Below are 24,233 nucleotides of genomic sequence, written 5' to 3' on the forward strand. Positions count from 1 at the left end.
GAGTGTTGAGCTGAACCTGTGGAAGCTGAGCCTGCTCGCGACAGGGGCTACGCGGTCTCAAGTCAACTCGGCAGCCTCTCGGTTGCCATTGCGGTTTTGCGCATACGCCGCCCCGGCGATCATCACCAGCAGGATCCCCGCCAGCACCGCCGATGAACCGAGGGTGCCAAAGTCCAGGCCCCCCTTCTCATGGGACTTGGTCATCAAGTCACCCAGCGTCGCCCCCAGCGGACGGGTCAGTACGAACGCGATCCAAAACAACACCACCGACGAAATTTTTGTGAAGTACTTGAGCAGCACGACCACGGCAATGGTCGAGCCGATCAGCAATGCACCACCGGCGAATCCCAAGCCCGAATCATCGGCCAGGTAGTCACCGAGCGCAGTGCCCAGGGTGTTGGAAAACAGAATCGCCATCCAATAGAACATCTCGCCGCGAAAGGTTTGCACCTTGGTCACGTTGAGCGAATCACCGCTCAGGCGCCAAGCGGCGAAGATCGCCAGCAAAATCGCTATCAGGATCATTGACCCGGTGGCGTAGCCCAGTTCGAGGGTGCGATCCATGAAATCGGACATCGTGGTGCCCGCAGTGCTGGTGGACAGGATAACGATCCAATACAGGGCGGGCTTGTAGGTCTTGGACATCAACTGCATAACCAGGGTCAGGACGAAGACACTGATCAAAATCAGCGAACTGACGGCGTAACCGATATCCAGGGTCATCGACAGCAAATCCCCCGCTGTTTCGCCCAGGGTCGTCGCGCAGATTTTCATGACCCAGAAGGCCAGGGTGATTTGAGGCAGTTTGTTCATCGCAGGGCAAGGCTCCAGTGTGTGGCGTGCGGCGTTTGTTTTTTGCCGTGGGCAGACTGGCGTTGCAGCGGTGAAAAACAGGTCGCGAATGCATGAAAAATCTGTCACTCACGTCTGAACAGCGATTAATCGCGAATTAATGCTGGAACTGCATCCTGCCCCCACCTGATCGATGACCTGCGCGACGTTCGCTCCAAGGCTGAAAGCGAATTGAATACGTCGCCCTTAATATCTATTTAATCGATTGGTTCTAGCATTATTTTGCGCTTTTTAATCAATTTAATAGGCGTAGCATTCAACCCATGCAAGACACATCGCCAACGAACCTGGAGTTTACGACCATGAAAACCAAACTGATCCTCGCCCTGACCTTGTCCGTATTGGCCGCCAATACCTTCGCTGCCGATGGCTTCGACAAGACCGGTGCCGCCTCTTCCGGCGCTAGCGCCAACGCTGCCATCGAACGCAACCACTCGGGCAGCTACGCCGCCGATGGTTTCGACAAGACCGGCACCGCCGATGCCATTGCCGCCGACGGCTTCGACAAGACCGGCACCGCCGACGCCATTGCCGCCGACGGCTTCGACAAGACCGGCACCGCCGACGCCATTGCCGCCGACGGCTTCGACAAGACCGGCACCGCCGACGCCATTGCCGCCGACGGCTTCGACAAGACCGGCACTGCCGACGCCATTGCCGCCGACGGCTTCGACAAGACCGGCACTGCCGACGCCATTGCCGCCGACGGCTTCGACAAGACCGGCACTGCCGACGCCATTGCCGCCGACGACTTCGACAAGACCGGCACCGCCGGCGTGATTGGTTGATGGTCGAAACAAAAGATCGCAGCCTTCGGCCGCTCCTGCAGAGCGTGTTCAACTCGTAGGAGCTGCCGCAGGCTGCGATCTTTTTGCACCCAGCAGATCTGGAAATAAAAGGCCCGGCCTTGCACTATTGCCGCCTCCGAACACCTTCCAGGAACGTCCCGCCATGCCCGATGACATCCACTTCTACGAACCCGCCAACGGTCACGGCCTGCCTCACGACCCGTTCAATGCCATCGTCGGCCCGCGTCCCATTGGTTGGATCTCGTCCCAGGATGGCGAAGGCCGCTTGAACCTGGCGCCCTACAGTTTTTTCAATGCGTTCAACTACATTCCGCCGATCATTGGTTTTTCCAGCGTCGGGCGCAAAGACAGCCTGAACAACATCGAACAGACCGGTGAATTCGCCTGGAACCTGGCCACCCGTCCGCTGGCCGAGCAGATGAACCAGAGCTGCGCGATGGTCGCGCCCGAGGTCAATGAGTTCGAATTGGCGGGTTTGACGACAGCGCCGTCACGGGTCATCCAGGTGCCGCGCATCGCCGAGAGCCCGGTGTCCTTCGAATGCAAGGTCACCCAGATCATTCAGTTGCAACGGGCGGACAAAGAGCGGGTGCCAAGCTGGCTGGTCCTCGGCGAAGTGGTCGCCGTGCATATCGCCAAGTGGCTGTTGAAGGATGGGGTCTACGACACCGCGGCAGCCGAACCGATCCTGCGCGGCGGTGGGCCGGCGGATTATTTCCAGCTGGGGCCGGAGGCGTTGTTCAAGATGCATCGGCCTCGATAAAGGCTGCACTTGGATAAAAAGGCTATCTGTGGGAGCGGTGTCTGTGGGAGCAAGGCTTGCTCCCACACTGAGTACCTACAGCCTTGCTTGCACTGGGTTAACTCCACTGATTACCAGACCAACCCACCCTCCTCGCTCACTCCCTTGAGATGGGTCAGTTGCACCGCTGCCGCTTCATCGGCTTTGGTGGCCGTCTCGAAAGTCTGTCCTTCAAGCACCTTGTTAAAACGCGGAGCCCCCAAGCCACCAATGGCCTTGGTGGCAATCGCGGCGAAGTAGCCGCCGCCCTCCCGGGGAACGACTGCAGAAACAGCTTCAAAGGTTTCAAAGGCTTTACGTGCCATGTTTGCGCATCCTGGCGGTGTGGAAAATGACCGTCATTAAACCTTCAACCGGCCAGTTTGTGCACCTTCGCCACGCCACCTTCGGTCGCCTGGGCGACAGACACATCCTTGAAAGTATGAAAATCCAGGCTGCTGACCACCAGGTCTTGCACCAGCTCGGAGAAAATCGCCATGGCCGGGGAATTGAAATAGGCTTCCATCGCCGACTGGCTGGCCCAGAGTCCGGAAAGCAGCCACAGGTCGGCGTCGCATTGCGATTGCTGCAAGGCAAAGTGCAGGCAGCCGGGGGTTTGGCGCGAGGGCGTGATCAGCGTACTCAGGCGTGCACCCAACTGCCTGGAGCAACCGACGCGGGCCCTCACAAACGCCATGTGGCTGACGGGAATCTGTGTAGACATGTTCAACCTCCCAGGTCATCCGTCGTGCAGCCGGGGACCGGCTGCTACAGGATCAAAGGTTAAATGCCCGCCGCCCCTGCGGGTTAGTCGGATCCTGCCGACCCATTGCACAATCCTGCCCGCCGACACACCAACAGCCGCCACCCATCGCCTGGAAACCCGGGGAGTTGAAACAAAAGGTTTCAAGCAAGTTTCATAGGCATTGCCAGGCGATGTCTCCGTATGCCGTGCAGGATCAGGCAAGCTTTCAAGAGAATGTGACTAACGCCCGGCCTTGCACAAACTTAAGCTGTGTCCATTGAGCCTTATCATTCGAGGATTCCGGCATGTCACCACTCGATCACGCCCCCCTCCCGCTGGACACATACCTGGAACAACAGCGCGCCGAACTGGCGTCGATCATCGACCACAACACCAGCGAAGACGGCAGCTATGCCACGGCTATCGGCTCGCTGCACCTGTCACGCTACAGCCAACCCCATGATTTCGCCCCGGTGCTGGCGCAACCGGCGCTGTGCATCATGGCCCAGGGCAGCAAACAGGTGCGCCTGGCGGACGAGTTGTTCAACTACGACCCGCTCCACTACCTGGTGGTCTCGGTGTCGATGCCCTTGAGCGGTTGCATCGCCGATGTGTCGCCCGAGCAACCGATCCTGGCCCTGCGCCTGGACATCGACCCGGCGGAAATCACCGCGTTGATCGCCGACGCCGGCCCGTTGGGCGTGCCGACCCGCCTCGCCGGGCGCGGTCTGTATATTGAACGCCTGGACACGCCGATGCTCGATGCCGTGCTGCGCCTGACGCGGTTGCTCGACACCCCGAAAGACATCGCCATGCTCGCGCCCCTGGTGCGCCGGGAGATCCTCTACCGCCTGCTACGCAGTCCCCAGGGTTATCGGTTGTACGAAATCGCCATTGCCAACAGTCAGAGCCATCGCATCAGCCAGGCGATCAAATGGCTCAACGGTCATTTCGAACAACCGCTGCGCATCGATGAGCTGGCGCGGGAAGTGAATCTAAGTGTTTCCACGCTACATCACCGCTTCAAGGCCATGACCGCCATGAGCCCGCTGCAATACCAGAAGCAACTGCGCTTGCAGGAAGCCCGGCGGCTGATGCTGGCCGAAGGGTTGGAGGCTTCCGCGGCGGGGTATCGGGTGGGTTACGAAAGCCCTTCGCAATTCAGCCGCGAGTACAGCCGGTTGTTCGGCGCCCCGCCGTTGCGAGACTTGGCACGGTTGCGGCTGTCGGTTTGATCCACTAGAGCAGGTTCGGCGCCTGGACCGGTTCGATCTGTGCCCAATGGGACGTGTCTTCGCGGTGCTGCTGCAAGTAGGGCAACACCGCCCCCAGCAGCGGCGCCTTGAAGGCGTCCTGGAAACGATGGGCCAGGCCGGGGATCAACTTCAGCTGGCTGCCGCGGATGTGCGCGGCCAGATGCACGCCGTGCATGACCGGCAACAGCGGGTCGGCGGTGCCGTGGACCACCAGGGTCGGCACCTGCAATTGATTGAGCAACGCGACCCGGCTCGGCTCGGCCATGATCGCCATGATCTGCCGTTGCACGCCTTCGGGGTTGAAGGCGCGGTCATAGGACACGGCGGCCTGATGCAGCAACGCCTGGCGGTCATCGACCACCAGGGGGCTGCCCAGCGCGGCCAACAGATCGGCCTGTTGCTCCAGCGCCACTTCGCGATTCGGCGCGCTGCGCCGCGACAGCAACTGCACCAGCGCGGCATTCGGTGGCGGCAACCCTTCGGCCCCGGAACTGCTCATGATCAGCGTCAGGCTTTCGACCCGCTGCGGCGCCATGGCGGCCATGTGCTGGGCGATCATGCCGCCCATGCTCGCGCCCAACAGGTGGAAGCGTTGCACCTGCAAGGCATCCATCAGCCCCAGCCCGTCGTTGGCCATGTCGGTCAAGGTGTAAGGCGCGGCCACGGGCAAACCGAGCTTGTAGCGCAAGGCTTCGAACGTCAGGTTGGCACTGCCGGGGGCCTGGCGCCAGGTAGACAGGCCCACGTCCCGGTTGTCGTAGCGGATCACCCGGAACCCCTGCTCACACAGGGCCACCACCACCTCGTCCGGCCAGTGGATCAACTGCCCACCCAGCCCCATCACCAGCAGCAAGGCCGGATCCGAGGCACGGCCAACGCTCTGGTACGCCAGGCTTACCTGGTCCAGGTCGACCCGTTGGGTCGCGACATTGACATCACAACGAGACGCCGCCAGAGACGGCAGGCCGAATAACAACGCGGCCAGGAAAATGAATGCACGCATGAACAAACACCGAAACGCAGAACCCCAGTAGAGCGCGAGTCTGATGAAGTTTGTTCAAGCGCGCTGCCACAAATGCGTGACAGTTTGATGAAGATTGCCGTGTGGTTGCCTGCACGAAGGATATATCTGTGGGAAAGGATGTATCTGTGGGAGCAAAGCTTGCTCGCGATACAGGCACCTCGATTCCAGAGAAATCGCGTTGGCTTCATCGCGAGCAAGCTTTGCTCCCACAGGCACCCGCTCAAGGCGTCGGCGTCAAGCCAACTGGCTACGCAACTGCCGCGCCGCCGCCACCATATTCACCAAGGCCGCTTCCGTCTCCGACCAGCCCCGGGTCTTCAACCCGCAATCGGGGTTGACCCACAGCCGTTCAGGCGCGATCCGCTTCACCGCCTTGCTCATCAATGCCACCATCTCGGCGGTGTCCGGCACACGCGGCGAGTGGATGTCATAGACGCCCGGGCCGATGTCGTTGGGGTAGTCGAACGCCTCGAACGCGTCCAACAGTTCCATGTCCGAGCGCGACGTTTCGATGGTGATGACATCGGCATCCATGGCCGCGATAGCCTCGATCACGTCATTGAATTCGCTGTAGCACATGTGGGTGTGGATCTGGGTTTCGTCAGCCACGCCCGAGGCGCACAGGCGGAAGGCCTCCACCGCCCAATCCAGGTAGGCCTGCCATTCGGCACGGCGCAGCGGCAAGCCTTCGCGGAAAGCGGCCTCGTCGATCTGTACGATCCTGATCCCGGCCTTCTCCAGGTCCACCACTTCATCGCGCAGGGCCAGGGCCAGTTGCTGCGCCTGGACCCGGCGCGACACGTCTTCGCGCGGAAACGACCACATCAGCATGGTCACAGGACCGGTGAGCATGCCTTTCACGACTTTGTCGGTCAGGCTCTGGGCATAGCGGATCCACTCGACCGTCATGGCCTTCGGTCGGCTGATGTCGCCGTAGATGATCGCCGGCTTCACACAACGTGAACCGTAGCTCTGCACCCAGCCGAAGCGGGTGAAGGCGTAACCGTCCAATTGCTCGGCGAAGTATTCCACCATGTCGTTGCGTTCCGCCTCACCGTGCACCAGCACATCCAGGCCCAGGCGCTCCTGGATCTGCACGGCATGGCGGATCTCGGAGTGCATGGCGTCCTGATAGTCATTGGCCGACAGCTTGCCTTGCTTGTAAGCCTGGCGTGCCAGGCGAATCGCCGATGTCTGTGGGAAAGAGCCAATGCTGGTCGTTGGAAATGCCGGTAGATTCAGCCCGGCGCGTTGTCGTTCGATGCGCTTGGCAAACGGTGAGTGCCGCTGGCTGTCCTGGGGCCCGATCGCCGCCAGACGTGCCTGGACCACGGGTTTGTGAATACGTGCCGAACGGGCGCGACTGGCTTGCACGTCACGGCTGTCGGCCAGGGCGCGCTGTACATCCGGCGCCTGCGGATCGTTAAGCGCATCGCGCAATACCGCGACTTCACCGCACTTCTGCACCGCAAAGGCCAACCAGCTCTTGAGTTCGGGGTCGAGCCGGTCTTCACGCTCTAGGTCTACCGGGCTGTGCAGCAACGAACACGAGGTGCTGACCCAGAGGTTGTCGCCAAAGCGCTCCAGGGCCGGTTGCAATTGCGCCAGTGCCTGTTCCAGTTCGCAGCGCCAGACGTTGCGGCCATTGACCAGGCCCACCGAGAGGATCTTGTAGGTGGGCAGGCGGTCGAGCACCTGGCCCAATTGGTCCGGCGCACGCACGGCGTCGATGTGCAAACCGTCCACCGGCAGGCTGACCGCCAGGCCGAGGTTGTCTTCCAGGCCACCGAAGTAAGTCGCCACGAGTTTTTTCAGCGGCGAATACTGGAGGATGTGATAGGCCCGCTCGAAGGCGTTTTTCCAGGCCTGTGGCAGGTCAAGGGTGAGGATCGGCTCGTCGATCTGCACCCATTCCACGCCTTGGGCCTTGAGACGGTTGAGGATTTCACCGTAGACCGGCAGCAGGCGTTCGAGCAGGTCGAGCTTGTCGAAGTCTTCACCTTTAGCCTTGCCCAGCCACAGATAGGTCAGCGGACCGATGATCACCGGCTTGACCGGATAACCCAGGGCCTGGGCCTCGCTCACTTCGTCGAACAGCTGTTGCCAGCTCAGGGCGAATGTCTGGTCAGCAGTGAACTCCGGGACCAGGTAGTGGTAGTTGGTATCGAACCACTTGGTCAATTCCTGGGCATGCTGGGGCTGGCCGTGATCGGCACCGCAGCAAGGCGCCGTGGCGCCACGGGCCATGGCGAACAAGGTGTCCAGGGTCGGCAGGCCCTGCGCATCCAGCGTACCGTGGAAGCGTGGCGGAACGGCGCCGAGGGTCAAGGTGTGGCTGAGCACCTGGTCGTACCAGGCGAAATCGCCCACGGGCAACAGGTCGACGCCGGCATCTTTCTGAATTTGCCAGTGCCGCGCCCGCAACTGGCGCCCGACGGTTTGCAGCTCGGACAGGGCCAGGTCGCCCTTCCAATAGGCTTCGAGGGCTTTCTTCAGTTCGCGGTCTGCGCCGATGCGGGGAAAACCTAGGGTGTGGGCCAGGGCCATGGTATGCATCCTCCTCTATAAGATGTCGCCATTGTCGACAGCCGGACCCACATGAGACAAACTCAACATTTTCGTGTTGATCACAAGTTTCATTCATGGAGCCCACCTTGCTCGAACTCCGACACCTCAAGACCCTGCATGCCCTGCGCGAAGCCGACAGCCTGGTGGAAGCCGCCGAACGCCTGCACCTGACCCAATCCGCCCTCTCCCACCAGTTCAAAGAGCTGGAAGAGCGCCTGGGCATGCCGTTGTTCGTGCGCAAGACCAAACCCGTGCGCTTCACCAGCGCCGGCCTGCGCTTGTTGCAACTGGCCGACGCCACCCTGCCGTTGCTGCGCAGCGCCGAGCGGGACATCGCCCGCCTGGCCGGCGGCACGGCGGGACGCCTGCACATGGCCATCGAATGCCACAGCTGCTTCCAGTGGCTGATGCCCACCATCGACCAGTTCCGCGATGCCTGGCCGGAAGTCGAGCTGGACCTGGCCTCGGGCTTCGCCTTCGCCCCGCTGCCGGCCCTGGCTCGCGGCGACCTGGACCTGGTGGTGACCTCCGACCCATTGGAACTGGCGGGTATCACCTATGTGCCGCTGTTCACCTACGAGGCGATGCTCGCCGTGGCCAACCAGCATCGGCTGGCGAGCAAACCGTACATCGTGCCCGAAGACCTGATCAGCGAAACCCTGATCACCTACCCGGTGGAACGGGATCGGCTGGACATCTTCACCCGCTTCCTGGAACCGGCCGACATCGAGCCCGCCCAGGTGCGCACGTCCGAACTGACGGTGATGATGATGCAACTGGTGGCCAGCGGCCGAGGCGTGTGCGGCATGCCGCACTGGGCGCTGCATGAATACAGCTCACGCGGCTACGTGAAGGCCAAGCGGCTGGGGGAGAAAGGCTTGTTCGCCACACTGTACGCGGCGGTGCGCACCGACATGCTCGATGCGCCGTACATGCGCGACTTCTTGCTGACGGCCAAGGACACGTCGTTTTCCACACTCGATGGGGTCAGTGCGGTGCGATGAAACGCCATCGCGGGCAAGCCTTGCTCCCACAAAAAACCTGGATGGCTGTGAGTCAGAGCTCCAGCCACATATGGATCTTGTCGAGGTATTCGTCACCCATGCGGATCGCCATCGGTTCGAGGCCATACAGGGCGAAACCGCAGCGCTGGTAAAGCCTGATCGCCGGCTCGTTGCCGGCAGTGACGGTCAGTTGCACCAGGCGCAGGAACGGATGGCGGCGGGCCTCCTCGAGGGCCGCTTGCAGCAGTTGGTAGCCAAGCCCATGGCGGAGGTGGGCCTCATCGACGTACATGCCGAACAGCAAGGCCTTGTGCCGGGCCTTTTCCCGAGGTTCCAGGGCTAGGCCGACAATACCGACCAACGCTTGATCGACAAACGCGCCCAGCAGCACATCGAGTCGGCTGCCCAGGCGCGACTCCCACCAATTGATGGGCAACGCCGCCCGCTCGTTGACGCTGGAGGTGAAGGCCTGCGGATGCCGTGCATACGCCTTGAGCATCAGCTCGCGATACGCCGGGGCATCGCCGGCCCGCAACCGCCGGATGTTCACGCCGAGCGCCGTTGCTCAAGCATCAGCCGCAGCGCCAATCCACCGAGGACAAAGCCCATGAAATAGCGCTGCGCAGCCAGCCAGGTCGGGTTGTGCACGAACCAGGAAGCGATGCCGGCGGCGAACAGGGCAATCAGCAGGTTGACGCTGAAACTGACGGTGATCTGGGTCAGCCCCAGGAGGATGCTCTGGGTGAACAGCGAACCGTGTTCCGGGCTGATGAATTGCGGGAATACCGAAAGATAGAACACCGCGATCTTCGGATTCAGCGCGCTGGTCAGAAACCCCATGGTGATCAGCTTGCGCGTCGAGTCCGCCGGCAATGGCTGGGCCTCGAAGGGCGAGCGCGCCCCCGGCTTCACCGCCTGCCAGGCCATCCACAGCAAATACAGCGCACCGGCCCATTTCAACGCCTCGTACGCCATGGGCACCGCCAGGAACACCGCGGTCAGCCCTGCGGCGGCGGCAAACACGTGCACGAAGAAGCCTGCCACTACCCCCAGCAACGAAGTGACCCCGGCCTTGCGGCCCTGGCAGATCGAACGGGAAATCAGGTAGATCATGTTCGGGCCGGGCGTCAGCACCATCAGCAGCGCGGCAGCGGCGAAAATCAACAGGTCCGGCAATGGAATCATGAGTATCAGTCCTTGAATCAGCAGGTGGTCAAATGTCTGGCCCGATAAAACGGCAGGATCACTTCGCCTGTCAACGGTGCCAGGAACAGATCGCCGTCGGCGGCCGGGTCGATCCAGCGGATTTCTTCAATTTCGGCGGCAGGAGAAACCGCGGTATCGATGTTCAGCAGGAACACCTCGGCCTGCACGGTAAACCCCGGCTCGTTGGCCGCCGGAGCGCTGAACAGGCCCAGGTGGCGGGCCTGCGTAGAATCAATGACCAGCCCGAGTTCTTCCTCCAGCTCTCGGGCCAGCGCCTGCACCGGTTGTTCATGGGGCTCGATCTTGCCACCCGGCTGCATGAAGGCTCGGGTGCCGCGCTTGCGCACCAATAGCGTCCGGCCGTCTGCGCCGATCAACAGGGCAGCGGCGATGCGGATGAGGGAAGTGGTCATGGGATCCTGGCCTTGGAGGAGAAAGTGCCGGGGAGATTACAGCGTGGGGCGAGGGGGAGCCACCTTCAAATCAGCACATCCCCTGTGGGAGCGAGGCGGCTCGCTCCCACAGGGGATCCTAGTCACCCCAACATCGGCTTGGGCACCGACGGATCTTCCTCTTCGGGAATCTTGACGAACACGCTGTACCGCGCCCCTTCCATCGCTTCGAAGGCGATGAGCTTGTCGATCAGCGGCCCGCTCATCACTTTGCCGGCGTTGAGCAGCAACATGCCGTTGTCGGCGTTGAGGTTGCGCGCCAAAACCATGCCGGGTGCCAGTTCGCGGGTGGTCATGACCTTGACCGTCGGGTCGGACAACGTCACGTCTTCCAGGTATTCGGCACAGGCCTTGATGAAGTCCTCGATCATGTCCGGGTCGTAGAGCTTGCCGGCGTACTTGCGGATGTAGACCAGCGCTTCATCGCTGTTCATCTGCCGCTCCAGGATCAACCCGCGCTGCAACTCGATGAAATCCACCGCCAGTTTCAACAGCCGCGAACCGAACGGAATGGCCTCGCCCTTGAGGTGGTCGGGAAAACCGCTGCCATCCCAACGCTCCTGGTGATGGAGAATGATGCGCGCCGCGTCCTTCATCGGGTCCAGGGTCATCAGCAGCGACTCGCTCTGCTTCGGATAGGCCCGGTACAACTCCAACTCGTTGTGGTGCAGCATGTCGGCGGGCGTGATCATCATGTTGTCGGTCCAGCTCAACTTGCCGATGTTGTACAACGCCGCGGCCATGGTCAGGTCGCGGTCGGTGGACTCATCCAGGAAATGCAGGCGGCTGTAGACCCTGATCAACTCGATGATCTGCCGGTTGGTCTGCTTGGCCTTGGGCAGACGCAGGTTGGCGATCAGCGAAAACACTTCGGTACCGGTCACGTAGCTGCGCTTGAGCTCTTCATAGGCCAGGTCGAGCATGTCGGCGGTCTGCTGCAACTCGGAGGTACGCGACGCCACGCGTTTTTCCAGGGTGGTGTTGAGGGTCTTGAGTTGCTGGTTCTGCTCGCGGGTCAACGCTTCGAGGCGCTGGCGCTCGCTTTCGGAATGCTGGTGGGCCAGGGCCTGGCGCAAGGCCTGCACCAGCTCATCATCGTTCCAGGGCTTGCTGAGATAACGATAAAGCCCCCCTTCGTTGATGGCCTTGGTCATCATGTCGACGTCGGCGTAACCGGTCAGCAGAATGCGCAGCGTCGAAGGGTATAGCTTGCGAACCTGTGCCAACAGCGTCGCGCCGTCCATGTTGGGCATGCGCGCATCGGTCATCACCAGGTCGACCGGCCGCTCCTTGAGGATTTCCAGGGCCTTGGCGCCGCTGTCGGCGACGAGGAGTTCATACGGCTGGCTGCGCAATAATCGACGCAGGCTATTGAGAATCGGCTCTTCATCATCGACCAACAGTACCGTCGGCTTCTTGACCGGAACGTCCGGCGATAGATCTTCCATTACAACCCCCTCCTGTTCACGACAACCGTTCTACCCTACCCCCAAATGACAGGCTAGTAGATTGGGGAAATTTAGATACGATTTGCCATCATCGGCCGAGCGTATCCCGATGAGACGACTATGCTGTACCCCATGAAGGGCCAAGTACAGGCCAGAATACTCATGCCAGCGAAAGGGATATCAGATGTTTCCAGGGTTCTATAGTCAGCATCCCGACGGTGCACGGCCATGAGCCTGCCGATGGAAAAAACCAATCGGCGGATCCTGATCGTCGACGACACCCAGACGATTCATGACGATTTTCGCAAGATCCTCAGCCCCCAGACCGTCTCGGAAGACAGCCTGAGCAGCGCCGAAGAGGCCCTGTTCGGCGCGCCGGTGGCGGTCGCCACCCAGAGCTTCGCGCTCGATTCGGCCTTCCAGGGCATGGAAGCGCTGAACAAGGTCGAAACGGCGCTGGCCCAGGGGCAACCCTACGCCATGGCGTTCATCGACATGCGCATGCCGCCGGGCTGGGATGGCCTGGAAACCATCGAGCGGCTGTGGCGCGTCGACCCCAAGCTGCAAGTGGCCTTGTGCACCGCCTATTCGGATTATTCCTGGGAAGACATTTCCGAGCGCCTCGATCTGGGCGATCGCCTGCTCATCCTGAAAAAACCCTTCGATGCCATCGAGATCCGCCAGATGGCGAGCGCCCTGACGGTCAAATGGCAGATGACCGAGGACGCGGCGCTGAAGATGGACCAGCTCGAACGGGCCGTGGAGGAGCGCACCCGCGAGCTGGCCGACGCCAACATCATCGTGCAGAACAGCCCGACCATCCTCTATCGTCTGCGAGGCGAGCCACCGTTCGCCTTGATGTACATCTCCCACAACATCACCAAGTTCGGCCATGTCGCGGCGCAACTGATCAGCTCGCCGGACTGGGCGCAGACCCTGATCCACCCCGACGACCAGGACAAGGTCCAGGAGGCCATGATCCGCGTGCTGGACCGCGACACGGCGGGCGCCTCCATCGAGTTCCGCATGCGCACCGGCGACGACACGTTCCGCTGGGTGGAAAACCGCTACATTCCGGTGCGCAACGAACAGGGCCTGTTGCTGGAAGTGGAAGGCATCATCCTGGACATCACCGAGCGCAAGCTGGCCGAAGAGAGAATCGCCCTGCTGGCCCGTACCGATGCCCTGACCGGCCTGGCCAACCGGGCCACGGTGATCGAACGCCTGCACCAGGCCTTCGCCGCCGCTCGCCGGGGGGCTACGCCGTTCGCGATGTTCTACTTGGACCTGGACCACTTCAAGCGGATCAACGACACCCTGGGCCATCCCATCGGCGACCTGCTGTTGCAGGAAGTCGCCAGCCGCATCAAGTCCTGCACCCGGGAAAACGACGTGGTGGCGCGCCTGGGCGGCGACGAGTTCGCCATCCTGCAACTGGACGTCCATGAAGCGACCCACTGTGCCGCGCTGGCGGCCAAGATCCGCGACGTCCTGGTGGCGCCCTACTCCCTGGACGGCAACGACGTACGCATCTCGGTCAGCATCGGCATCGCCTTGTACACCCCGCAGAGCCTGAGCGCGGACAGCCTGATGGCGCAATCGGACATGGCCCTGTACCGCTCCAAGGAAAAAGGCCGCAACCAGTACCACTTCCATAACGAGGAGATCAACCAGGAGGTCACCGACCGGGTCGCCCTGGCCAATGACCTGCGCCAGGCCATCGAGAACAACGAGCTGCAATTGCATTACCTGCCGGAAGTCGACCTGGGTACCGGCAAGATCCTCGGCATGGGCGTGCAGGTCCGCTGGAAGCACCCGCAGCGCGGTTGGCTGGAACCGTCGGTCTTCATGCCGACGGCAGAAAAGACCGGCATCATCATCGGTCTCGGCCATTGGGTGTTGGACCAGGCCTGCCAGCAGATGCGCCAGTGGCGCGACCAGGGCATGGCGCCGCCGGTGATTGCCATCGACCTGTCCCTGACCCAGCTCAAGACCGGCCCGGAACTGATCTACGATGTGCTGCGCACCACCGCCCGCTGGGAACTGGCGCCCTGGGACCTGCGCTTCGACGTGACCGAAGCCACCCTGGCGCAGACCAAATGGACCCACAACGACGTGCTGCCGCGCCTCTGTGAACTGGGCGTGCAGATCGCCATCGACGATTTCGGCACCGAGTACTCCTCGTTCGATTACCTCAAGACCTATCGGGTCAATCACCTCAAGCTCGCGCAACGGTTCCTCGACAGCGCCAACGCCGACCCCGAGAACGCCACGACCTTGCGGGCCATCATCAATTTCGCCCGGGACGTGGGCATCGGCATCATTGCCGAGGGCGTCGAGACCCAGGAACAGCGCACCACGCTGATGTCCAGCGGCGGACCGATGCTGGCCCAGGGGCATTACTTCAGCACCGTGGTCGACAGTGGCCAGGCCGCCGAGCTGCTCAAGGCCGGCACCATCGTTCCCGTGGCCAACCACTGGACCAGGCCTGCGGGCGAGCTATCGGAGAGCAACCCATGAACCCCATGTCGGTACCTGCCAACCGGCGCATCCTGGTGGTGGACGACACGCCCGCTATCCACCAGGACTTTCGCAAGATCCTCAGCCCCAGCGCCGGCAGCGACGATTCGCTGGACGACACCGAAAGCCTGCTGTTCGGCACCCCGCAGGTCAACCGGTTGCAATTCCAGATCGACTCGGCCTACCAAGGTGAAGAGGCGCTGGAGCTGGTCAAGCGCGCCCAGGCCGAGGGCCAGCCCTACGCCCTGGTGTTCGCCGACATGCGCATGCCCCCGGGCTGGGACGGCCTGCAAACCATCGAGCAGTTATGGAAGGTCGACCCGCGGCTGCAAATCGCGTTGTGCACGGCGTTTTCCGATTACACCTGGGAAACCATGTCCGAACGGATCGAGTTCGACGATCAGTTGCTGATCCTCAAGAAACCCTTCGACACCCTGGAAATCCGCCAGATGGCCAGCGCCATGACCTGGAAATGGCAACTGGCCCAGGATGCGGCGAGAAAAATGCGCAGCCTGGAGCGCACCATCGAAGAACGCGTCCAGGAATTGCTCAAGGTCTCTCATCTGCTGCAATACGATGTGCTCACCGAGCTGCCCAACAGCATGTTGCTCGGCGATCGCCTGACCCAGGCCATGGCCCAGTGCCGTCGGCATGACCGGCAACTGGCGGTGATGTTCATCGGCCTGGACCGGTTCAAGCGTATCAATAACGGGCTGGGCCATCCGGTGGGCGACGAAATGCTCAAGCGCGTGGCGCGGGCCTTGGCCGGCGTGGTGCGCGAGTCCGACTCGGTGTTTCGCTACGGCTCCGATGAGTTCGTGGTGCTGATGGGGGACGTCAGCGACCCGCAGCAGACCAAGGGCGTGGCGGAAAAACTGCTGGCGGCCATCAGCACGCCCCAGCCCATCGAGGGCCACGACCTGACCATCACGGCGAGCCTGGGCATCAGTGTGTACCCCACCGACGGTTTCGATGCCGTGGCGCTGATCAAGAAAGCCGAGACGGCGATGCGCAACGTCAAGGACACCGGGCCCAACGACTACCGTTTCTTCACCGAGGACATGAACCGCCGGGCCCGCCAGCAGCAGACCATCGAATCCGGCCTGCGCCTGGCCCTGCAACGCAAGGAGTTCGTGCTGCACTACCAGCCCAAGCTGGACCTGACGAGCGGCCGGGTGGTCGGCGTCGAGGCCCTGGTGCGCTGGAACCGGCCGGATTACGGCCTGGTCTACCCCTCCGATTTCATCCCCGTGGCCGAAGACAGCGGGCTGATCGTGCCCTTGAGCCAATGGGTGCTCCAAGAGGCCTGCCAACAGGCCTGCCGCTGGCAAGCCGAGGGAATGCGGCCGTTATACCTGTCGGTGAACATCTCGGCCATCGATTTTCGCCAGCGCGGTTTCGTCGAAGGTATTGCCCGCACCCTCAAGGAAAGCGGATTCGATCCGACATTATTGGAACTGGAGATCACCGAAAGCGTGCTCATGCAGAACATCGACACCACCGTCGCCGTTCTCAAGGCCATCAAGCAACTGGGGATACGGCTGGCCATCGATGACTTCGGCACCGGCTATTCGAGCCTGAGCTACCTGCAGAAATTTCCCGTGGATGTGCTGAAGATCGACCAGTCGTTCGTCGGTGACCTGAGCATCGACAGCAACGACGCCAAGCTGGTGAGCACCATCATCAGCCTGGGCAAGAGCCTGAACCTGCACATCATCGCCGAAGGCGTGGAAACCCCTGAACAACTGGAGTTCCTCAAGCTGCACCAGTGTGAAGAGGCCCAGGGGTATTACTTCAGCAAGGCGGTGGAAGCGCAGGCTTTCGTCCAATGGGTAACCGAGTGGGAACAACGCCAGTACCCGTTTGCGTGAGCACCTGAGCGTCATCAACCAAACGTTTTTCAAGGAATGCACCCCATGGCATCACATGGACTGATTCTGGCGCTCGGCCTGCTCCTGGGAACGAGCCTGGCCGCTCACGCCGCGCCACTGGACGAACCGCTCAAACCCTTGCCCCCCCTTCCGGCCCTGGACCCCAAACGGGTCCAGCTGGGGTTGCGGTTGTTCAATGACCCGCGGCTGTCGGTCAACAACACCTTGTCCTGCGCCAGTTGCCATCGACTGGACAAGGGGGGAGCGGACGATAAACAGTTTTCCCTTGGCTTCGACGGCAAGCCGCTGGCAGTCAATACCCCCACGGTGTTCAACGCCGGCCTGAACTTCCACCAGTTCTGGGACGGGCGCGTCGACACCCTGGAAGAGCAGGTGCACGCGGTGGTGATCAGCCCCACTGAAATGGGCAACACCTGGGAGGCGGTGGTCAAGCGCATCGCCGATGACCCCGGCTACGCCAAGGATTTCAAGCAGGCGTACCCCGATGGCGTGACCCCGGCCAACATCCAGGGCGCGCTGGCCGACTATGAACGGACCCTGCAAACCCCCAACTCGCGCTTCGACCAATACCTGCTGGGCAATACCGACATCCTGACGCCCAGGGAAAAATTCGGTTACCAGCGTTTCAAGGAGTACGGCTGCATCGCTTGCCACCAGGGCGTGAACATCGGCGGCAACATGTTCCAGAAGTTCGGCGTGATGGGCGACTACATCGCGGACCGGGGCAACCCTACCCAGGCCGACGAAGGACGCTTCAACGTCACCGGCGACGAAGCGGACCGCCAGGTGTTCAAGGTGCCCAGCCTGCGCAACGTCGCCGTCACCGCGCCGTATTTTCACGCCGGCTCCGCGCCGACCCTGGAGAAGGCAGTGGAGGTGATGTTCAAGTACCAGTTGGGGCGTGAACCCACCGGCCAGGACACGGAACTGATCGTCGAATTCCTCAAGACCCTGACCGGCGAATCGGAGGGCAAGCCGCTATGACTCTCCTGCGCCGCCTCGGCCTGCTGTTCATCGGCGTATTGCTCGCTTCGGTGCTGCTGTTCATGTACATCAATTCCAGCGCGCAACAAGCCGCCTCGTACATCGAATCGCGAGACCTGGTGCGCCAGCTCAAACAGCAGGACGCCATCTGGGACAACGAAGTCCTCAAGGCGCGCGTCGCCCTGAGCCACAATTACGACCCGCTGGTCTCGCCCCTGCACGAGATGGCGCGTCTCTGGCAGCGCCTGGACACCATTGAGTCGGAGCCAGGCCGCCACGCGCCCACCCTCTGGGATAGCCAGCGCGAGCAATACCTCAAGGCGGTCAAGGAAAAAACCCGCCTGGTGGAACAGTTCAAGTCCCATAACTCGATACTGCGCAATTCCCTGGCGTTCCTGCCCACGGCCGAGGACGACATCCAAGGCCAGTTCGCCCAACTCTCCGACGCGGACAAACTGGCACTGCAAAACGTTGCCATCGACACCTACGACCTGCTGCTCAGCAGCATGGAATACGCCCAACTCACCACACCAGACATCGCCGCCGAAGTGCTGCTGGGGTTGAATCGGCTCGACGTCAACAAGGAACGCCTGCCCCAGGGCTTACAGGGTTCCATCGGCATCTTGAGCAAACACATTGCCCTGGTGCTGCGCGAACAACCCCGGGTCAATGAGTTGTTGGTGGGCATCGAGACGGTGCCCCTGTCCGACCAACTGGACGCCATTTCCAAGCTGCTCGAGCAGGACCAGCAAAAAGCCGCCGCCAAGTACCAGCGCAACCACGTGCTCCTGCTGGTGTTCGCCACCTTCCTGGTGCTGATCCTGATCTGGCTGGCGATCCGGCTGCTGCGCAGTTTCGCCGAAATCAAACGGGTCAACAGCGCCCTGAAGACCGCCAACGATGAACTGGAACAACGGGTCGAAGAACGCACCCGCCAGCTCAAGGATACCCAGAGCGAGCTGATGGACACGGCCCGCCAGGCGGGCATGGCGGAAATCGCCACCAACGTGCTGCATAACGTCGGTAACGTGCTCAACAGCGTGAACATCTCCGCCGATCTGGTCAGCCGCAAGCTGCGCAGCAGCAAGGCCCTGGGGCTGGGCAAGGCGATGCAACTGATCAACGAACACCCCCATGACCTCGGGCATTTCCTCAGCGAGGACGAAAAAGGCAAGCTGCTACCGGGCTATCTCAACCAGTTGGTGGAAGCCATTGGCACCGAGCAGCAAAGCCTGATCGATGAGCTGGCGCAACTGAGCAAAAGCGTCGACCACATCAAGGACATCGTCTCCACCCAGCAGTCCTATGCCGGCGCCAACAGTCTGCTGGAACCGCTGGTGGTCAGCGAACTGCTCGAAGACGCCCTGCGCATGAATTCCGGGGCGCTGACCCGCCATCACGTCACGGTGATCAAGGAATACGGCGACGTACCGCGGATCATGGGGGACAAGCACCGCTTGCTGCTGATCCTGATCAACCTGATCAGCAACGCCAAGTACGCCATGGCGGGGGTTTCCAACGATGCGCGGAACATGACCCTCAAGGCCGCGGTCGTAGATGGCGAGACCCTGCAAATCAGCGTCAAGGACGAAGGCGAAGGCATCCCGCAGGAAAACATGACGCGCATCTTCGCCCACGGTTTTACCACCCGTAAGGACGGTCACGGGTTTGGCCTGCACAGCTGCGCACTGGCGGCCATTGAAATGAACGGCCAACTCACCGCCCACAGCGAAGGGCCAGGCAAAGGGGCGACGTTCCAATTGCAAGTGCCCCTGAAACTTGCAGAGGGTGAACCATGAATAACCTGAGTAACCGCCGCATCCTGTTGATCGACGATACGCCCGCCATTCATGACGATTTCCGCAAGATCCTCACCCCGCAGGACGAGGGCAACGCCGATCTGCAAGACATGGAAAACGCGCTGTTCGGCGACGCGCCGAAACCTGTCACCACCGTGTTCGAACTCGACTCGGCCTATGGCGGCCAGGAGGGCCTGAGCAAGTTGCTGGACGCCACGGCCAAGGAGCAGCCCTACGCCCTGGCCTTCGTCGACATGCGCATGCCCGAAGGCTGGGATGGTGCCAAGACCATCGAGGAGCTGTGGAAGCGCGACCCCCAATTGCAGGTGGTGGTCTGTACGGCGTACTCGGATTATTCGTGGGATGAATTGCTCGACCGCCTGAATGGCCACGACCGCCTGCTGATCCTGAAGAAGCCCTTCGACAACATCGAAGTCCAGCAGATGGCCAACACCCTGACCACCAAGTGGGAAATGACCTCCCGCGCGCAGTTGAAAATGAACAAGCTCGAAGACCTGGTGGAACAACGGACCCAGGCGTTCAAGCAAGCCAGCGAACTGCTGCAGATGGAGATCGACGAACGCAAGATGCTCGAAACCCAACTGGTGCAATCGGAAAAACTCGCCTCGCTGGGTCAACTGGCGGCGGGGGTGGCCCATGAGATCAACAACCCGATCGGCTTCATCTCTTCCAACCTGGGGGCGCTGGACGGTTATTTCGGCAAGCTCCAGGAAATGCTCCAGGCCTATGACAGCGCCGAAGAGGCCATTGCCTCGGCCGAATTGGTGGTGCGCTTGAGAAAACTGCGCGAACAGGTGGAGCTGGATTTCCTGGTCGAGGACATTCCGCTGCTGATCAAGGAGTCCAAGGACGGCATCGCCCGGGTCGGACAGATCGTCAAGGACCTGAAGGATTTCTCCCGCGTGGACTCCAATCAGGAATGGCAGATGGCCAATCTGCAACAGGGCATGGATTCGACGCTGAACATCGTCGCCAATGAAATCAAGTACAAGGCCGACGTGGTCAAGGAGTACACGCCGCTGCCGGAAGTGGAATGCCTGCCGTCGCAAATCAACCAGGTGATCATGAACCTGATCGTCAACGCCGCCCAGGCCATCGGCCCCGAGCGCGGCACCATCACCCTGCGCAACGGTATCGGCGACGAAACCGTGTGGATCGAAGTCGCCGACAACGGCTCGGGCATCCCACCGGAAACGCTGCAAAAGATCTTCGACCCGTTCTTCACCACCAAGCCCATCGGCCAAGGGACCGGGCTTGGGCTTTCGTTGTCCTATGGGATCGTGAAAAAGCATAACGGCGAAATCACCGTGCGCAGCGAAGTGGGCGTAGGGACGACGTTCCGTGTTGAGTTGCCAATTCGGCAGATGAAATTGGCGGGGTGAGCCCGGAAGGGGATCATCTGTGGCGAGGGGATTCATCCCCGCTGGGCTGCGCAGCAGCCCCATTGCCGCGGGTTCAATTTGCCTGACACACCCGGGTGGCAGATCTTAGGGCTGCTCGGCAGCCCAGCGGGGATAAATCCCCTCGCCACGGGGTTGCCCAGCGTTTCGCCACCAGCGCAGAATGCCCCACCGCCCCCTTCCCAAGGAAACCGCATGAGCCTGTCTCTGCTGAGCCGTTACGCCTTCTTTGCCGGCTGTGTGCTGTTCACGCTCGCCAGCCTACCGTTCCTGGAGCATGACTGGCTCTGGCTGATCACGCTGGTGACCGGGCTCTTGAGTCTGCTGGGGCTGTTCGACCTGTTGCAAAGCCGCCATGCCGTACGGCGCAATTACCCGATCCTGGGCAATATCCGCTATCTGGTCGAAGGCATCCGTCCGGAATTGCTCTCCATATCACTAACCATACTAACAACAGCAACACCCCAGACTGACGGCCACGGCGCTGCATAAAACGCTTAGTACACATACTAACGATTGGTACTAAGCTGCGCGGCAAGCTAGTACGCTCAAACGCACAGGGCACACGGAAAAACCCCTCGGCCAGCTTTGAGATCAACCTCCCCAGACACCCATTACGCAGTGCCCCAGGAATGCCACTGACTCCCGAGCCCGCTCTGCTGTGAAAAATGTTATTGCCCACAACTCAAACACCTGCGTGAGCAGTTGGATGTAACGGCCATTTGGCTAACAGCGTGTACTAGGCAGAAATCGGCCAGAATGAGGTAATCTCACGCGTAGCCAAGGCCCCACCGCCACCAAATCGCACATTGTTTTTCCGTGTTTGAGCCTAAGTGCTGATACCAAATGAATAAGGATAGTCATGAATATCTGCAAATGTTTTCAATGCGACACATGCGGCACAAAAATCGATTGCAGAATTGGCATGTCAAACAGAGACATTCAGCCATTCCAATTCGCTTGCCCACAATGTGAAGAGCGCATTTCATTTGTTTTTGGCCAGTCCGATGGTGAATTGTTTGGGGCCACAGACGTGGTAGATTTTGAAGGCCCTTTCAATGGAACCAACCCGTTCGTTGACTTGCACTTGGACTTTCCAGCGCACTTCGGAAAATACGTAATGGGCATGACAACTTTTCTCCGAGTCACACGAGAAATTGGCCACGATTCATATCAGCACTTGAATCAACGCCTAAACACGCTGAACATTCTTTACCCGATGCAGAACGACTTGAGAAGTGTGATTACCCAGTACAAGCGCGGGGACATAGATAACTTCCAAAAGACATGCTCAAAGATACCCGGAGTCAGTCTAACGTCGCGTAAAAAAGAGGACGTGTTAGCTGCGCTGTATACAGCTACATCCGTGATGTCTTCTCCATTTACAATCCATGAGCACAATTCTGAAATAAGCTCGAAAGCATCCGACCTAATGATGTGGCTGCACCAGCACCACAACGAAAAGACCATTGCATTTATTGACGAGATATTAGGCAACGGTTTTCTCAAAAACTTACATAACGACTGCTTATCTTTGTACCCAAAATTGATTGCAATGGATTTGCCGTTTCGCTCAGCATTCTTCTACGATTATGCGAACACTGAAGAACTTGGTAAAATTCCCGCTCGTATATCTACAGCGGATTTCGATGTTTGCAGCAACTATTACAAAGACTTGACAGAGGTTTTCTCGCGACAACTTAACTTTCTGGCAGGACTGAACAACCTAATTAAGCGAGGAGACAGTAATCTTTTTGAACCGTCTCTGAAACTGACGAAAGCTCAGAAGGTAAGACTTGAGCTTAAGAACCTAAATTCTTTCGCAAACGTTGATCTTGGAAACAAGCTGGCCTTTATAGATGAATGCTTCTATCGAATTGACATGAACGCTATTGACAACAAACTAAGAAACGGCATTGCCCACTACAAGTATGAATACAAGGAATCTACACAGCTAATAACCTATTATCCTGGAAAAGAAGGTATGAGCAGAGACAAGTACTACGAAATCTCCTTCATGGATTTTATGAGAAAGTCACTCCTACTATTCAGGGAGGTTCATGGCATCAATCACATAATGAAAGCAACACTTTTTTATTGTGTATTGATTCTTAAAAAGGAAATCTAATTCCGCGAGAAGACAGGAAATTTCGCGGGTGCATTAGGCTATGCGCCCTCGCATGCAGACTTCCCACTTTTGCTCATGATTAGGGGGGTTGGCCAGGTGTGCTTGGTAACGGCGGTAGTATAAAAGACTCGACCACATATTCCTCATCAGGGAAACCCAAGCGAAAGGTAAAAACATAATCTGTAAAACCAAAAAAGCCCCTTGTAGGTGCTTTCGATTACGCCTTCTCAGAGCTGATAGCCCGCCAGACCTTCGTCCAAAACCCCGCCTTGGCATTCTCCAATTCGCCCTTCAAGCTTTTGATCTCATTGACCCTGCTCGTATATGCCGTCTTGTATTTCCCCAGCTCGACGTTCAGTTGTTCCACGGTTTGCGTCAGACCATCATTTGAAACCACCAAAGCCGCCATGTCCTTTGCCAGCAAATCTTTCGCTTCAGCAATACTGTCTCGCCGCTTGGAAACATCAGCAGCAAGAGATTCCGCCTCTCGGTACTTCCTGGCAATTGCCAGCATGTCCTGTCTGGTTTTCTCTGCCAGCTCCAATCGGTCCTTTTCAGTTTGCCTAACATAATCCTGATGAAACTCAATACTCACTGGGTTAGAGAGGACTCTGCAAAACAACTGGTTTGAAGCGATATCGTTAATTTTTTGATAGCCCCGCTCGATACTTCCCTCAATGTCATTTTTATCAATATAGGTCTCAATATTAATGCTTTTGGCAATCTTGATTTCGATAATGGGGATTCCGTGGTCACGGAAATCTACGATCTTTTGCATGCTGCACGGATTGGAGTAGCAGACCTCAATCGCCAGCTTCCCGCCCCACTTCTGGTAGAAGGGGTTATCAGAGGTGAACTCGCCATATAGGTCAGGAACGTAGACATTGCCGTTCCCGAATCGCAGCCGGGTTTCCTCCGCAACAAGGCGTGTGAACGTGAATGGGACGACGTCATCACCAATCTTGAAATTGATCGTTTGAAGCTGTGAGAGGATGGCTATCAGATAGGCGTGTGGGAGGGATTCTCCGTCGCTATCACCAGATCGAGTAGCCTGAACATCGACGCTCTTGTAGCGAAAATATCCATTCTTGACGGCGACCATCTCACGGCGCTTCTCTACGCGGGAATGGGTACTGAAGAAGGTAAGCGCGCTAAATTCGTCAGGGTTCAGGCGGCGCATCTTGAGGACTTGCCAAATGAAGAACAGCTTGTACCGACCATCCTCCCGGTTGATGAAGCCGTTAGCACCCTTCGCACACGCCCAAATCTTCATGCCTCTTCCTTACCCTGCAACGCTCTATATCGGACCATCCTACCGGTAGCCGTTAGCTACGGGCTACCTGA

20 protein-coding genes and 2 pseudogenes are annotated in these 24,233 nt (G+C 59.7%); 12 read left to right on the plus strand and 10 right to left on the minus strand.

Going from position 1 to position 24,233, the window contains the following annotated elements; all coding sequences use genetic code 11:
• Positions 1-57: 57 nt before the first annotated feature.
• Positions 58-813, minus strand: coding sequence for a COG4705 family protein (locus tag N4Q37_RS16060; RefSeq protein ID WP_260959222.1), 756 nt, complete (start codon positions 811-813; stop codon positions 58-60).
• A gap of 341 nt (positions 814-1,154) precedes the next feature.
• On the opposite strand from N4Q37_RS16060, the gene N4Q37_RS16065 reads away from it, so the two are divergent.
• Positions 1,155-1,640, plus strand: a complete 486-nt coding sequence (locus N4Q37_RS16065; RefSeq protein WP_260959224.1) for a hypothetical protein — start codon at positions 1,155-1,157, stop codon at positions 1,638-1,640.
• A 163-nt stretch (positions 1,641-1,803) separates the two neighbouring features.
• Positions 1,804-2,424: a flavin reductase family protein gene (locus N4Q37_RS16070; protein WP_260959226.1), complete on the plus strand. Its 621-nt coding sequence runs from the start codon at positions 1,804-1,806 to the stop codon at positions 2,422-2,424.
• Positions 2,425-2,534: 110 nt separating this feature from the next.
• Here N4Q37_RS16070 and N4Q37_RS16075 read toward each other — a convergent pair whose 3' ends face one another.
• Entirely contained in the window at positions 2,535-2,768 is a 234-nt protein-coding gene (locus N4Q37_RS16075; RefSeq protein ID WP_260959229.1) for a hypothetical protein, read from the minus strand.
• A gap of 44 nt (positions 2,769-2,812) precedes the next feature.
• Positions 2,813-3,166: a putative quinol monooxygenase gene (locus N4Q37_RS16080; RefSeq protein ID WP_260959231.1), complete on the minus strand. Its 354-nt coding sequence runs from the start codon at positions 3,164-3,166 to the stop codon at positions 2,813-2,815.
• 326 nt (positions 3,167-3,492) lie between these two features.
• On the opposite strand from N4Q37_RS16080, the gene N4Q37_RS16085 reads away from it, so the two are divergent.
• On the plus strand, positions 3,493-4,422 hold the full coding sequence (locus N4Q37_RS16085; RefSeq protein WP_260959233.1) for an AraC family transcriptional regulator: 930 nt from the start codon (positions 3,493-3,495) through the stop codon (positions 4,420-4,422).
• A 4-nt stretch (positions 4,423-4,426) separates the two neighbouring features.
• On the opposite strand, the gene N4Q37_RS16090 is transcribed toward N4Q37_RS16085, so the two are convergent.
• Together N4Q37_RS16090 and metE are read right to left on the minus strand one after the other, a co-directional pair.
• Positions 4,427-5,446, minus strand: a complete 1,020-nt coding sequence (locus tag N4Q37_RS16090) for an alpha/beta fold hydrolase (RefSeq protein WP_260959234.1) — start codon at positions 5,444-5,446, stop codon at positions 4,427-4,429.
• A gap of 255 nt (positions 5,447-5,701) precedes the next feature.
• Positions 5,702-8,014 (minus strand): 5-methyltetrahydropteroyltriglutamate--homocysteine S-methyltransferase, encoded by a 2,313-nt coding sequence (metE, locus tag N4Q37_RS16095; RefSeq protein ID WP_260959236.1) that lies wholly within the window; start codon positions 8,012-8,014, stop codon positions 5,702-5,704.
• A 107-nt stretch (positions 8,015-8,121) separates the two neighbouring features.
• On the opposite strand from metE, the gene metR reads away from it, so the two are divergent.
• Entirely contained in the window at positions 8,122-9,039 is a 918-nt protein-coding gene (metR, locus tag N4Q37_RS16100; protein ID WP_260959238.1) for a transcriptional regulator MetR, read from the plus strand.
• A 52-nt stretch (positions 9,040-9,091) separates the two neighbouring features.
• Here the strand turns inward: metR and N4Q37_RS16105 are convergent, their stop codons facing one another.
• The 4 genes from N4Q37_RS16105 to N4Q37_RS16120 form a co-directional block, all read right to left on the minus strand.
• On the minus strand, positions 9,092-9,589 hold the full coding sequence (locus tag N4Q37_RS16105; protein WP_260959240.1) for a GNAT family N-acetyltransferase: 498 nt from the start codon (positions 9,587-9,589) through the stop codon (positions 9,092-9,094).
• The gene (locus tag N4Q37_RS16110) at positions 9,586-10,224 is read right to left on the minus strand and encodes a LysE family translocator (protein ID WP_260959242.1); all 639 of its coding nucleotides are present in this window, start codon (positions 10,222-10,224) and stop codon (positions 9,586-9,588) included. Before N4Q37_RS16110 ends, N4Q37_RS16105 begins: the two co-directional genes overlap by 4 nt.
• 17 nt (positions 10,225-10,241) lie before the next feature.
• Positions 10,242-10,658 carry an NUDIX hydrolase gene (locus tag N4Q37_RS16115; RefSeq protein WP_260959244.1) on the minus strand — a complete coding sequence of 139 codons (417 nt, stop codon included), beginning with the start codon at positions 10,656-10,658 and terminating at the stop codon, positions 10,242-10,244.
• Positions 10,659-10,780: 122 nt separating this feature from the next.
• Positions 10,781-12,145, minus strand: coding sequence for an HD domain-containing phosphohydrolase (locus N4Q37_RS16120; RefSeq protein WP_260959246.1), 1,365 nt, complete (start codon positions 12,143-12,145; stop codon positions 10,781-10,783).
• A 228-nt stretch (positions 12,146-12,373) separates the two neighbouring features.
• On the opposite strand from N4Q37_RS16120, the gene N4Q37_RS16125 reads away from it, so the two are divergent.
• From N4Q37_RS16125 to N4Q37_RS16155, 8 genes and pseudogenes are all read left to right on the plus strand, one after another.
• Complete coding sequence (locus N4Q37_RS16125; protein ID WP_260959248.1) at positions 12,374-14,665, plus strand: GGDEF/EAL domain-containing response regulator; 2,292 nt, start codon at positions 12,374-12,376, stop codon at positions 14,663-14,665.
• Positions 14,662-16,536: an EAL domain-containing protein gene (locus tag N4Q37_RS16130; RefSeq protein WP_260959250.1), complete on the plus strand. Its 1,875-nt coding sequence runs from the start codon at positions 14,662-14,664 to the stop codon at positions 16,534-16,536. The genes N4Q37_RS16125 and N4Q37_RS16130 overlap by 4 nt, the downstream gene beginning before the upstream one ends.
• A gap of 45 nt (positions 16,537-16,581) precedes the next feature.
• Positions 16,582-17,541 (plus strand): cytochrome-c peroxidase, encoded by a 960-nt coding sequence (locus tag N4Q37_RS16135; protein WP_260959252.1) that lies wholly within the window; start codon positions 16,582-16,584, stop codon positions 17,539-17,541.
• A complete protein-coding gene (locus N4Q37_RS16140; protein WP_260959254.1) occupies positions 17,538-19,340 on the plus strand; it encodes a DAHL domain-containing protein in 1,803 nt (600 codons plus the stop codon). The genes N4Q37_RS16135 and N4Q37_RS16140 overlap by 4 nt, the downstream gene beginning before the upstream one ends.
• A gap of 590 nt (positions 19,341-19,930) precedes the next feature.
• Positions 19,931-20,017, plus strand: a pseudogene (locus N4Q37_RS28110) (hypothetical protein); the annotation flags it as partial.
• Positions 20,018-20,308: 291 nt separating this feature from the next.
• Positions 20,309-20,743 carry a sensor histidine kinase gene (locus N4Q37_RS28115; RefSeq protein ID WP_449301164.1) on the plus strand — a complete coding sequence of 145 codons (435 nt, stop codon included), beginning with the start codon at positions 20,309-20,311 and terminating at the stop codon, positions 20,741-20,743.
• A gap of 213 nt (positions 20,744-20,956) precedes the next feature.
• Positions 20,957-21,187, plus strand: a pseudogene (locus N4Q37_RS16150) (FMN-binding glutamate synthase family protein); the annotation flags it as partial.
• Positions 21,188-21,623: 436 nt separating this feature from the next.
• Positions 21,624-22,889 carry a hypothetical protein gene (locus tag N4Q37_RS16155; RefSeq protein WP_260959258.1) on the plus strand — a complete coding sequence of 422 codons (1,266 nt, stop codon included), beginning with the start codon at positions 21,624-21,626 and terminating at the stop codon, positions 22,887-22,889.
• 217 nt (positions 22,890-23,106) lie between these two features.
• Here the strand turns inward: N4Q37_RS16155 and N4Q37_RS16160 are convergent, their stop codons facing one another.
• Positions 23,107-24,162 carry a hypothetical protein gene (locus N4Q37_RS16160; RefSeq protein WP_260959259.1) on the minus strand — a complete coding sequence of 352 codons (1,056 nt, stop codon included), beginning with the start codon at positions 24,160-24,162 and terminating at the stop codon, positions 23,107-23,109.
• Positions 24,163-24,233: the final 71 nt, after the last annotated feature.

Source organism: Pseudomonas citri (assembly GCF_025336485.1).
Classification (GTDB): domain Bacteria; phylum Pseudomonadota; class Gammaproteobacteria; order Pseudomonadales; family Pseudomonadaceae; genus Aquipseudomonas; species Aquipseudomonas citri.

Coding starts and splice junctions, on each gene's coding strand:
- N4Q37_RS16060 (WP_260959222.1), bottom strand. CDS start 813: ATGAACAAACTGCCTCAAATCACCCTGGCCTTCTGGGTCATGAAAATC.
- N4Q37_RS16135 (WP_260959252.1), top strand. CDS start 16,582: ATGGCATCACATGGACTGATTCTGGCGCTCGGCCTGCTCCTGGGAACG.
- N4Q37_RS16140 (WP_260959254.1), top strand. CDS start 17,538: ATGACTCTCCTGCGCCGCCTCGGCCTGCTGTTCATCGGCGTATTGCTC.
- N4Q37_RS16070 (WP_260959226.1), top strand. CDS start 1,804: ATGCCCGATGACATCCACTTCTACGAACCCGCCAACGGTCACGGCCTG.
- N4Q37_RS16130 (WP_260959250.1), top strand. CDS start 14,662: ATGAACCCCATGTCGGTACCTGCCAACCGGCGCATCCTGGTGGTGGAC.
- N4Q37_RS16065 (WP_260959224.1), top strand. CDS start 1,155: ATGAAAACCAAACTGATCCTCGCCCTGACCTTGTCCGTATTGGCCGCC.
- N4Q37_RS16075 (WP_260959229.1), bottom strand. CDS start 2,768: ATGGCACGTAAAGCCTTTGAAACCTTTGAAGCTGTTTCTGCAGTCGTT.
- N4Q37_RS16090 (WP_260959234.1), bottom strand. CDS start 5,446: ATGCGTGCATTCATTTTCCTGGCCGCGTTGTTATTCGGCCTGCCGTCT.
- N4Q37_RS16120 (WP_260959246.1), bottom strand. CDS start 12,145: ATGGAAGATCTATCGCCGGACGTTCCGGTCAAGAAGCCGACGGTACTG.
- N4Q37_RS16085 (WP_260959233.1), top strand. CDS start 3,493: ATGTCACCACTCGATCACGCCCCCCTCCCGCTGGACACATACCTGGAA.
- metE (WP_260959236.1), bottom strand. CDS start 8,014: ATGGCCCTGGCCCACACCCTAGGTTTTCCCCGCATCGGCGCAGACCGC.
- N4Q37_RS16115 (WP_260959244.1), bottom strand. CDS start 10,658: ATGACCACTTCCCTCATCCGCATCGCCGCTGCCCTGTTGATCGGCGCA.
- N4Q37_RS16160 (WP_260959259.1), bottom strand. CDS start 24,162: ATGAAGATTTGGGCGTGTGCGAAGGGTGCTAACGGCTTCATCAACCGG.
- N4Q37_RS16155 (WP_260959258.1), top strand. CDS start 21,624: ATGAATATCTGCAAATGTTTTCAATGCGACACATGCGGCACAAAAATC.
- N4Q37_RS16110 (WP_260959242.1), bottom strand. CDS start 10,224: ATGATTCCATTGCCGGACCTGTTGATTTTCGCCGCTGCCGCGCTGCTG.
- N4Q37_RS28115 (WP_449301164.1), top strand. CDS start 20,309: ATGGATTCGACGCTGAACATCGTCGCCAATGAAATCAAGTACAAGGCC.
- N4Q37_RS16125 (WP_260959248.1), top strand. CDS start 12,374: ATGAGCCTGCCGATGGAAAAAACCAATCGGCGGATCCTGATCGTCGAC.
- N4Q37_RS16080 (WP_260959231.1), bottom strand. CDS start 3,166: ATGTCTACACAGATTCCCGTCAGCCACATGGCGTTTGTGAGGGCCCGC.